Origin of the sequence: Psychrilyobacter sp., from assembly GCF_037132775.1 — a bacterium.
GTDB lineage: Bacteria > Fusobacteriota > Fusobacteriia > Fusobacteriales > Fusobacteriaceae > Psychrilyobacter.
Map to the genome: position 1 here is coordinate 20,179 of NZ_JBAHZY010000040.1, position 11,131 is coordinate 31,309.

General features: G+C 31.5%; 9 protein-coding genes and 1 pseudogene. 5 read left to right on the forward strand and 5 right to left on the reverse strand.

Annotated elements, in window-relative coordinates; translation table 11 throughout:
* Nucleotide 1: 1 nt before the first annotated feature.
* From V5784_RS02520 to rimP, 3 genes are read right to left on the reverse strand one after another with little or no spacing between them, the layout of a single operon-like run.
* The gene (locus V5784_RS02520; RefSeq protein ID WP_336887476.1) at nucleotides 2-520 is read right to left on the reverse strand and encodes a DUF448 domain-containing protein; all 519 of its coding nucleotides are present in this window, start codon (nucleotides 518-520) and stop codon (nucleotides 2-4) included.
* Nucleotides 513-1,652: a transcription termination factor NusA gene (gene nusA, locus V5784_RS02525; protein ID WP_336887477.1), complete on the reverse strand. Its 1,140-nt coding sequence runs from the start codon at nucleotides 1,650-1,652 to the stop codon at nucleotides 513-515. The genes V5784_RS02520 and nusA overlap by 8 nt, the downstream gene beginning before the upstream one ends.
* A 20-nt stretch (nucleotides 1,653-1,672) precedes the next feature.
* Nucleotides 1,673-2,149: a ribosome maturation factor RimP gene (gene rimP, locus V5784_RS02530; protein ID WP_336887478.1), complete on the reverse strand. Its 477-nt coding sequence runs from the start codon at nucleotides 2,147-2,149 to the stop codon at nucleotides 1,673-1,675.
* A 510-nt stretch (nucleotides 2,150-2,659) separates the two neighbouring features.
* On the opposite strand from rimP, the gene V5784_RS02535 reads away from it, so the two are divergent.
* The 3 genes and pseudogenes from V5784_RS02535 to V5784_RS02545 form a co-directional block, all read left to right on the forward strand.
* On the forward strand, nucleotides 2,660-4,216 hold the full coding sequence (locus tag V5784_RS02535) for a sodium-dependent transporter (RefSeq protein WP_336887479.1): 1,557 nt from the start codon (nucleotides 2,660-2,662) through the stop codon (nucleotides 4,214-4,216).
* Nucleotides 4,217-4,249: 33 nt separating this feature from the next.
* The gene (locus tag V5784_RS02540) at nucleotides 4,250-4,351 is read left to right on the forward strand and encodes a MetS family NSS transporter small subunit (protein ID WP_336887480.1); all 102 of its coding nucleotides are present in this window, start codon (nucleotides 4,250-4,252) and stop codon (nucleotides 4,349-4,351) included.
* Between the two features lie 181 nt (nucleotides 4,352-4,532).
* Nucleotides 4,533-4,673 (forward strand): annotated as a pseudogene (locus V5784_RS02545) (hypothetical protein); the annotation flags it as partial.
* 167 nt (nucleotides 4,674-4,840) lie between these two features.
* On the opposite strand, the gene V5784_RS02550 reads toward V5784_RS02545, so the two are convergent.
* Nucleotides 4,841-5,731 (reverse strand): hypothetical protein, encoded by an 891-nt coding sequence (locus V5784_RS02550; protein ID WP_336887481.1) that lies wholly within the window; start codon nucleotides 5,729-5,731, stop codon nucleotides 4,841-4,843.
* 6 nt (nucleotides 5,732-5,737) lie between these two features.
* On the reverse strand, nucleotides 5,738-6,211 hold the full coding sequence (locus tag V5784_RS02555; RefSeq protein WP_336887482.1) for a hypothetical protein: 474 nt from the start codon (nucleotides 6,209-6,211) through the stop codon (nucleotides 5,738-5,740).
* Nucleotides 6,212-6,635: 424 nt separating this feature from the next.
* Between V5784_RS02555 and V5784_RS02560 the strand changes: the two genes are divergently transcribed.
* Nucleotides 6,636-7,790, forward strand: coding sequence for an exonuclease SbcCD subunit D (locus V5784_RS02560; protein WP_336887483.1), 1,155 nt, complete (start codon nucleotides 6,636-6,638; stop codon nucleotides 7,788-7,790).
* Nucleotide 7,791: 1 nt separating this feature from the next.
* Nucleotides 7,792-10,881 carry an SMC family ATPase gene (locus V5784_RS02565; RefSeq protein ID WP_336887484.1) on the forward strand — a complete coding sequence of 1,030 codons (3,090 nt, stop codon included), beginning with the start codon at nucleotides 7,792-7,794 and terminating at the stop codon, nucleotides 10,879-10,881.
* Nucleotides 10,882-11,131: the final 250 nt, after the last annotated feature.

Here is an 11,131-nt window from a genome sequence, read left to right on the forward strand (position 1 = left end):
TCTATTCCGTCATACCACGAGCCACTTTCTTACTTTTAATACCTATTAGATTTACCTCAGGCTTATCAAAGATAACACCTAGCTGTACCTTTGATCCGTAATGAATGTATTTTACCTTGTGCTCTCGTGCTAATCTCATAATTCTTTTATCATTTTTTTCACTAATATCTTCAGCAATTATTAAAAAATGTATTCTTTTTATATCCTCTGTAACCATGTTGATTCCAAAACTTAAAAATTCAGAACGTTTCATAGTCTCAAGTAAACTCAAATAATCTCTTTTAGCTTTTTTCACTGTTACAGCCATCTTATATAGATCTTCATTGGATAGGTTTATTTTTTTATTTTTAGACAATCTTTTTAGACATTCGTGGGTTTTACATACATATGTACCCCTTGCCTGCACATTTTGATTTTCATCAAATACATATTGACCATCTATCTCTACAATTCTAAAAAGTTCAGCCTTATCTTTTTGTTCCTTGCACACAAGACAAGTTCTAATAGGAGTACTATTCATTTTCTCCCTCAACTGTTTCTTCTGTTTCCTTCTCTTTTAATGAAAGTTCCTCAGACAATTTCACTTTTTCTTTAGCTGCCTCTACATCTTCAAGGGTTTTAATATCTACTCTCATCCCCGTCAATTTAGCTGCTAATCTTGCATTTTGACCTGCTTTACCGATTGCAAGAGATAGCTGACTTTTTTCTACTATTACTCTAGCTGTTTCATCGTCATCTAAAATTTCTACAGACTCCACCTTAGCTGGGCTAAGGGCCGCCTTAACAAATTCCTTTTTATCTTTTTTCCATTCAATTATATCTATTTTTTCACCATTAAGTTCAGTAACTATATTCTTTATTCTTAGTCCCCTTTGACCAATACAAGCTCCTACAGTATCTATATCTGTATTATCAGAGTGTACAGCTACTTTCGCTCTCGATCCTGCTTCCCTCACTACTGCTTTTAATACTATTATTCCCTCTTCAATTTCAGGAATTTCTAGCTCAAATAATTTTCTTAAGAAATCATCATGTTTTCTAGAGATTATTATTTTAGGATATTTATTTGTCTTTTCAACTTCAGATACATATACTTTAAGCCTGTCTCCAACTCTATATAGATCAGCAGGTGATTGTTCCTGTATAGCTAGTACAGCTTCCTTCATATCAAATTCAATATGAATGTTTCTTCTTTCATCTATCCTTCTAATGATACCATTTAACATTTCATGCTCATTTTCTTTAAAGTTATCATATAGATGTTGTCTCTCTGCTTCTCTTACTTTTTGAATAACAATTTGTTTTCCATTTTGAATAGCATTTCTCTTGAACTCTTCACAGTTTTCTTCAATCTCTACTATATCGCCGATCTTTGATCTTTTCTTTCCTGGCATCATTTGAGCTTCAGATAACTCTATTTCTAACTCGTCATCTTGAACATTTGCTACTATTATCTTTGGAACAAAAATAATTATCTTTGATTTTTTTTCATCTATTCTTACTGATAAATTATCGTATTCACCATAATTTTTTTTATATGCTGCAAGGATAGCTTGCTCAATTGTTTCTATTAATTCTTCCTTACTAATCCCTTTTTCTTTTTCTAACTCATCTAAAGCTTCTAAGAAAATTTTAAAATCTTTTTTTGTCACTTTCGACCTCCTACTTATCTCTACTTGTCTTTAAATTCAAAAACTATATTAGCTTTTTTTATCTCCTCAAAGGGAATTTCTAAAGTTTTTTCTTCCGTATTTAAATAAATCATAGACTCCTCACACTTTTCTAGTTTCCCAGTCCAGTTTCTTGAGTCTTCAACTTTATGCCTCAATATAACTTTGATTTTTTCCCCAGTAAATCTTACAAAATCCTTCTCTTTTTTGAGTGGTCTTTCTAAACCTGGTGAAGACACCTCTAAGAAAAATTTATCTTCTATCATCCTATCTACATCTTCTGAAATACTATTGCTCACCTTAGCACATTCATCTAAAGTAATTTTACCATCAATTTTTTCAAGATATATCCTTAAAAACCAATAGGCTCCATCTTGTATATATTCCATATCAACCAGTTCTAATTCTATGGGTTCTAATACAGGAGCAAGTAATTTTTCTACTCTTTCCAACAGTTTTTCATCCACTTTTTTTGCCATATTTTTCACCTCTCTTTTTTAACAAATAGGGAGAGAGCTTCTCAGCCCTCTCCCTCCTTTATTATTTTTATTTAATTCTTCCCTAAATTTTAACATAAATAACATAAAATAGCAAGATTTCTTCTTTTTTATAGAAGAAATTAGTCGTATTAAAAACACCATTTATTTTTTCTATTTATCTAGCTTAATTTTTGTTCTATTTCTATTGTTTTTCAGCTCTTCTAATATCTAGCCCTTCTAATTCCAGAGTGTGCTTTTAATGCATTTTTAATGCCATTTTAATGCGCTTTTCCCATCCTTTCTGCTAGCGTGAAAAAAAGAACTATTTTTTTGGTATTGACATATCAAAATTATAGTATATACTTCTAATAAGAAAAGTCGTTTATTTTACTTATTTTCAAAGATGTGCTTAAAATTTGTTATTGACATATTAGAAAATTAGTATATAATGGAGTGATAATTTCTATTAATGTTTATTTTAATTATTAAAAAATTGAGGATGTGATATTTATGAGTAAAGAAGAAAACAGAGGCCAGTGGGGATCCCGTTCAGGATTTATTCTAGCTGCTATAGGTTCTGCTATTGGATTAGGAAACATTTGGAGATTTCCATATGTAGCTGCTAGTAATGGTGGAGGAGCATTTCTAATCCCTTATCTAGTTGCATTATTTACAGCAGGTATCCCGTTATTGATCTTAGAATTTGCCATGGGACACAAGATCCGTTCCAGTGCCCCTGGAATATTTGCAAAATTAAACAAAAAATATGAGGCTATTGGATGGTTTCAAACACTTATTGCTTTTGCCATAGCTACATATTATGTTGTTATCATCGCCTGGTCATTCAGTTATCTTTTCTATGCTTTTACTGGAGCATGGGGTACAGATCCAAAGGCATTCCTATTCGGAGAGTATTTAAAATTAGGAGATGCTCCTAGTACTTTTGGTAACTTAGGTTCAAGTTTGGGTGGACTGAATCTCAAAGTTGCAGTTCCGCTATTATTAGTATGGGGAATCAACTATGGAGTTCTTAGACTAGGTGTAAAAGATGGACTAGAAAAAGCAAATAAGATCTTTATGCCACTTTTAATTGTTGCATTATTAGTTATAGTAGTTAGAGGAGTTACACTTCCAGGTGCTATGGATGGTTTAGATTATTTCTTCCGTCCTGATTTTTCTAAATTAACTGACCCGCAAGTATGGTTGGCTGCATACGGACAGATCTTTTTCTCTCTTAGTATTTGCTTTGCTATCATGTATGCTTACGCAAGTTACTTACCTAAGAAGTCAGACATTGTTAACAATGCCTTTATGACCGGGTTAGGAAACTGTAGTTTCAGTTTATTCTCTGGTATCGGAGTATTCTCTATCTTAGGATTTATGGCTCATACTCAAGGTGTCAGTGTAGCTGAAGTTTCAACTGCCGGTGTAGGCTTAGCGTTTATCGTATTCCCAGAAGCTATCAACCAATTACCAGGAATGAATGGATTGATCGGTGGAATCTTCTTCATCACACTTATCTTTGCTGGATTATCGTCATCTATGTCTATCATGGAAGCGGTAGTGGCTGCTATCTCTGATAAATTTAAATTGACCAGAATACAAGCACTGAATAGATTTGCACTTACTTCTGGAATCTTATCATTATTGGTTGCAACTAATGGTGGATTATATGTATTGGATATCGTAGACTACGCTACCAACCAATATGGAATAGTTATTGCCGGTATCTTAGAGTTAGTCATCCTAGGGTGGTTCTTTAACCTTGAAAGTGTTAGAACTTATGTTAACGAACTATCTGATTTCAAAGTCGGAAAATGGTGGATCTGGTGTATCAAAGGAACTTCAATTCTTTTAGTTGTTATCTTGCTATTTAAGATAAAAGGTGAGATTACTGCTCCATATGAAGGTTATTCTTGGACTGCATTGGGAGTTTATGGTTTAGGAACTATGATCCTCATCACAGTTGGATCATTTATTCTGGCAAAGAAAAAAGGATCTAAAGAATTTGAGGATAAAATCTATAATGAGCCTATGAACAATGAACTTGAATTAGATTTAGACTAAATATTATTTGACCAATAAATAGGAGGTATTTATATGAGTACTGGTGCTATCGTTGTTGCTGTTTGCAGCATGACCCTTCTTTGGGGTGGGTTTGCTATCTGTCTTAGAATAGCTATGAAACCCGAAAATAAATAAGACTAAAGAAAAGGAAAAAAAACCTGGGAATGAGACACTTTTTAGTGTCTCATTCCCAGGTTTTTTTTTATACTTAAAATAAAGATTAAAAGGAATTTCTAAACCTACACTGTATAACTAAGTGGAACAAAAAAATTGGCATAATAACTTCCATTATATTATTTATTGAAAGTGGGGGTCCCGTTCAGGATTTATTCTAGTCGCTATCGGTTCAGCAATCGGATTAGGAAACATTTGGAGATTTCCATATGTAGCTGCCAGTAATGGTGGAGGAGCATTTTTAATCCCTTATCTAATTGCATTATTTATAATGGTCGTATAAATTCATACAAAGAGTGTTTAACCTTAAGCAAAAAAATAGGGTATAATTTAAGAAAACAGAAAGAGAAACTTTACAGAAAATTGCTAATGATAATGAAATTGCACCTTCTCAAATAACTCGTTGGACTGATGAGTTTAAAAAGAAAGGAGCCGATATTTTTAATAAAACTAGTAAAGATAGTAAAAAAATAGACCTGCTGCAAATAACCCAAAGTGAGAGAGAGCTGAAGATACTGCTATAGATACTTGATCTAAAGGCATACCAGCTACATTTAATAGAGTAAAACTTGAAAATACAGCTATAATCTGCCAACCAAATGAAAATTGCATCAGTCCTTTTATCTCCTTACCGCTATCTCCATTGGAATTTCTTAATGTCTTTATAGACATAATAGTTAATATTAGTCCTGCAACAAGAAGAGGTATAACCCATCCAACAATTATGCTGCCTCTTTTTGCACTGGCTGCTAAGATAGAAAAAACAAAGATGTGTCCGAAGAATGGTACATTAATCATAATTGGAGCTCTTGTTGCTGCTTCCTCTCCAAGGTCTCCACTGGTACATGCTCCAGTTAATCCTGAATGTGATAATGCTCCTGCCATTTCAGGGGCTAGGTTTCTCACATGATTTACTTTCCCTAAAAATATTAGGATTGCCATCCCTGCAAACATCCAGAATAACTGTCCTGAAAATCCGTAAATCATTACATTTTTAACACCTGATATTTTAAATGCTTCTCCCATTCTAGAACCACCGACTAAAAAAGTCCCTGCTAATACAATTGGAACTCCTGCAAATAAAAGCGAATTAAGTGTCGGTCCTAGTTTCCAGTTAGATAGAACCATCCCCAGTCCAGCAGATATAATCATTGCAAAGAAAATCTGAGGAAGAGCAATAATAGGCTCAACTAATTCTGCTATCTTAAGCGATAAAATTAAAACTCCTACAATCGCAACCATTTCAATAAATCCACTTCTAATATAACTTTGTTTATTTGAAATTTTAGCCTTGTTATCAATAAAAATTATTGCTAGTACAACACTTAGATATGATATCAAGAGATACTAATTCCCAAAGACATCATTTACGGGGACCCCAACAATTAAAGTTTTAACTGCTTCTATCCCTATTAAAATAAAGAAAGCTCTTACTAAGAAAAATAATTGTGTACTGTTTGTACCTAATATAACTTCCTCTTTAGAGGGTACCATCATTTCCTCGGCACTAAGTTTTTCTTTAAAAAATATCTTTTTTATCTCTTGTCCACCTACAAAAAATGATGCAATTAACGCTATAATAGTAGTTCTACTTGCCAATACTATCATTGGAAATTCACTCAATCCTGGTGCTGCCACCTGACTTTTAACCATTACAAATCCCATTCCTAATCCAAATACAACAATGATAAGTATAGACGAATACTTAGTTCCTGCTACAACTGTTCTTGAAACCAAAATCATTGTAATTAAAATGATCAATGTTAAAAAGAAATGATTTAATGCAGAAATATGCGAAATTTGACTTATTAAACTATCCACTTTGTTCCTCCTAGTTTTATGTTTTACCTTTTATCCTTTTGTTCGATAACTATCAGGACAATTATAATATAAAGCACAACTAAAGTCAATCATCTTGTTCTGTTTATATACTATTATATATAAAATATGTATTAAAACAGTTGATCATTTATTTAACATATGGTAAGTATGTCTAAAAAAAAAATATTTTTAGTATATTATTATCATTTATACTAAATATATGTTTGATTACTCATATAATGGGGTAATCTGTACTTAATCCTTGTTATTTCTATTTTTTTACCTTAAAAAAATTAAGCCTTACTTTAGAAAAAATTTATTATATTTATATGTTATAATAAATTTAAAAAAAAGGATTATATACCGATTGGGTGTTAGAAATTGGGATAGAAAATATAAGAAAAAAAGAAGAAAGGGGGAGAAGATGAAAATACTGCACTTGGGAGACCTACACATAGGTAAAAAAGTAAATGGGTATTCTATGATAGAAGACCAAAAATATGTATTTGAACAGATGTATAAGCTGATAGAGGATAAGGGGATAGAAACAGTTCTTATTGCCGGGGATATATATGATAGAAGTATTCCAAGTGAAGAAGCTACTGAACTGCTCGATCAACTTTTGTCTAACCTTATAAATAAATATAAGGTGAAAGTAATCGCTATAAGTGGTAACCATGACAGTAGTACAAGACTTGATTTTTCCAGTAAGATCCTTGAAAAGCAGGGGCTATATATTGTAGGAGAGTATAAAAAACTAGTAAATAAAGTAAGTATTGATGAGGTCGATTTTTACCTGATGCCCTACGTCGATCCCACTATCATTAGGAGAAAATATAAAGATATTTTAGAAGAGAGGGACCTTAAAATATCTACTCATGATGATACCATGAAATTTTTGACCGATGAAATAAAAAAAGATATGAACACAAATAAAGTAAATATAGCTCTCTACCATGGATTTGTAGTCGGGGGGGGAGACAGTGCAGAGGAGATTGAAAAAGAAGACTCTGTAAAAATTCTTTCTGTGGGAGGAAAAGAAGCTGTAAAGGAAGATTATTTTTTAGATTTTGATTATACAGCTCTGGGCCACCTCCATGGATGTAGAAGAGTAAAGAGTGAAAAGGTGAGATATTCAGGCTCCCCCATAAAATATTCATTTTCAGAAGTAAACCAAGATAAGAAGTTTTTAATTATTGATATTTCTAAAGATAAACTGAGCATAGATGATACCAATATGATAAAACAAAAATATGAGATGGTAGAATTGACTGGAACTTTAGATGAAGTTATGGCAGCAGATATCCCAAAGGATGCATATCTAAAGGTTATTCTTACTGAACAGACACTGGATGCAATGAATAAATTAAGGGTAAAGTATTCTCAGGTGATGGAACTTCAAATCAATATTGCCACAGAAAAAGCTATAAAAAGAAAGTATACCTCTCAGGAGATAAATAAAAAAAATCCAGTAATATTATTTAAAGAATTGGCAGAGAGTGTAGGAGTAATATTAGAGGAAAACGAAGGAAAAGTTTTAGAAAAAGTAATAGATGGTTTAATAGGAGGGAGAAGTTAATATGAAACCTTTGAGATTAAAGATGTATGGTATAGGACCCTATGCCAGTGAAATCGATATAGATTTTACCAGACTCAATGAGGAGGGGCTATTTCTTATTACAGGAGCCACAGGAGCTGGTAAAACATCTATATTTGACGGTATTACCTATGCCCTTTATAGTGAAACTAACTTTAAAGATGATCAGAAAAAAAATGGAATTATCTGTGATTATTTAGAAAATCACCAGCATAAGGATGCTTATGTGGAGTTTACCTTTGAGGTAGATAAGGTAGAATATATTGTGAAAAGAGTCCCAGCTCATTATGGGTACAAAAAAAATGGTGAAAAGAATATAACGAAAACTGGTGAAAAAGTTGAAATAGATACCAATTCGAAAAAAGTTATTCCTGGGAATAAGGACGACAGGGATAAATATATAAGGGAAGAAATTTTAAAGGTCGATGTTTCTCAATTTAAAAAGCTTATTATGTTACCCCAAGGAGCCTTCAGTGAATTTATAAGATCTAATTCTAATTCCAAGACCAAAACATTGGAAAAAATATTTAACACAGATATATATAAATCCATAACTGAAAAATTAAGGGACAGGGTAAATGACTTAGAGATCGAGCAGAAGGAGGCAAAAGATAATATTTTTGCTAAATTAGAAACACTAAATATATATGACCAGAGATGGACTGAATTATTAAAGGGAAAAATTTTAACCTTTGAAGAGTTAAATCAGATAATGGAAACTAAAAAAAATAATTTAAAAGAAGAAAAAAAAGCAGTAGGAAAAGAGATCCAAAAACTAGACCTTCAAAACATTATGGATATCATAGCCAAAGGTGAAGTAAATAATAAAGGTGTAACAGAACTAAAAGAAGCTAAAAAAAAATTGGAAAGATTAAATGAAAATTCTAAATTTATAGAAGAAAAAAAAGAAAAACTCAAGATATTTAAATTAGCAAACGAGATAAAGGTGGAGTACGCAAATAAAATAAATAGTACAAAAGACTATGAAATAAAAGATAAAGAATATTCAGATTTTCTCAGAAGATATGCAGAATATAGAGATAAAAATGATCTGAAGATCGAGAGTATAGATGAATTGACTAAAGATTTAGATCTTTTAAATGGTAGAATAAGTACCTTGGATCTGCTCAAGGATGATGTAGAGAAATATGATGATTTATTTAAAAAGATAGAAAAGAACGATCTATCATTAAAAAAAGAAAAGATAAGTTTGATAAAAAAAGAGGAGTTAGAACAACAAGAACTCTTAAAAAAAGAGGAATTAAAGAAAAATAGGACAAAGATAGAAGAAGACCTTCGCAAGGGAACCGAATTAAAATTAGAAAAAGAAGGGTGTAAAACTAAAAAGATTATCCTAAAAGATATAGTAGAAAAATATATAGAAATTTCAAAAGATGAAAAAGAATTGGGAAAGAAAAAAAGTGAATTAGAAAAATTAATTGTTGAAGAAAATGAGAAATTAAAGAAATATAAGGAACAGAGTGACCTATGGTTTGAGAGTAAAGCCTATAATTTTGTAGGAAGGTTAGAAATAGGAAAACCTTGCCCTGTATGTGGATCGATAGAACATCCTGCAAAGGCAGAAAAACCAAAAGATGTTCCTACAAAAGAGGAATTAAAAGGATATGAAGATAGCCACGAAGAGGTTAAAACTAAAAAAGGTGAATTCGATGGTGAAATAAAAAGTTTAAAAACTAATATAATTAAACAAAAAGATGAGCTAAAGATAAAAATGACCGAGGAAAACTTAGATGATGATTATGAAAATATACAAAAATTAGAGAAAAAAAATAAGGAAAGAATTAAAGAAATAAAGACTCAATTAGAAATCCTTTCTACACTGGAGGAACTAAAAAAATTAGAGAAAGAAGAATTTCTCAATATAAAGGATATAGAAAGAACAAACAAAGAAAAACAAGAATTAAAAGATAGAATAATTATTTTGAAAAGAGATTTAGAACACGATGAAGAAGAGAGAGCATCTTTGAAGATAAAATTAGAAGAAAATGATATAACTGTCTCAACCTTTGATGGTGATTATAAAAAGATAGTAGAAGAAACAAATACTAAAAAGTCAGAAAAAACTAAAATTGAAAATCTCAAAAGAGATAGAGAAAATAAAGAATCGACTCTAGAAGAGAGATCAAAAAATCTAAAAGAACTCAAAACAGCCATGAAAGAAACTAATAAATTATTTGAGCAAAAACTAAAAGAAAAAAACTTTTCTGATGAAGAAGAATATCTAGATGCAAAAGCAATAGATGGAGATAAGATGGAGGAGGAGATTACCTCTCATAAGGATAGCTTAACCACAGTAAATGCAATTATAGGAGAGAAAAAAGATCATGAAGGGACTGAGCTTATAGATCTAACAGCATTAGAAAAAGAAAAAGATCTTGCTGTAAAAAAAATAGAAGAATTAAATAATAATTTTTCAAAAAAAGAAATTGAAATCTCACAGCTAAATGAAAAACAAGAAAATCTAAAAAGTATAAATAAAATCTTTGAAAAAAATTATGAAGTTTTAAATATTCATACTAAACTTTTGGATATATCTGAAGGGAAATATGGAGAGAAAAAAAATAAAGTTACCTTCCAAAGTTATGTTTTAGGAGTATATTTTGAAGAGGTCTTAGATAGAGCCAATGAAAGATTTACTAAGATGACCAACAACCAATATCAGATGATTCTACATAGGGGCGATTCAACAGGTAATGGGAAAGCCGGCCTTGATATAAATGTATTCGATAGTCATACTGGAAAGGAAAGAAGTATAAAAACACTTTCTGGAGGAGAAACCTTTAAGGCATCTATGGCACTGGCTCCAGGATTATCAGATGTAGTCCAAGCTCAAAATGGAGGTATCCAACTAGATTCAGTATTTATAGACGAAGGATTTGGAACTCTAGATGAGGAGTCTCTCTCAGCTGCTATGGATATTTTAATGGGGTTAAAGTGTAGCGGCAGAACGGTAGGAATTATTTCTCATGTAAACGAACTAAAGCAGACAATAACCAGTCAAATAAGGGTTACAAAAACTAGTAGAGGTAGTGAGGTTGAAGTTGTATTTTAAGTTTAAACTTAAAAAAAGTAGCCTAGGCTACTTTTTTTATTATCTAGGAAATTATAAACATTCTACTATTAGAGCACAGGAGCTTCTTTTTTTGTCGCAGATTATAATGGGGGTCTGTCTCATATTTTGTGTAAACCTCCAAATTAGTGTAAACTACAATTACATTAATTTGGAGGTTTTTTTATGAGAAAAAAAAGAAAAGATTTATCCCCTGATGAATTAGCACGAAAAGAGCTAATTAGAGAATATC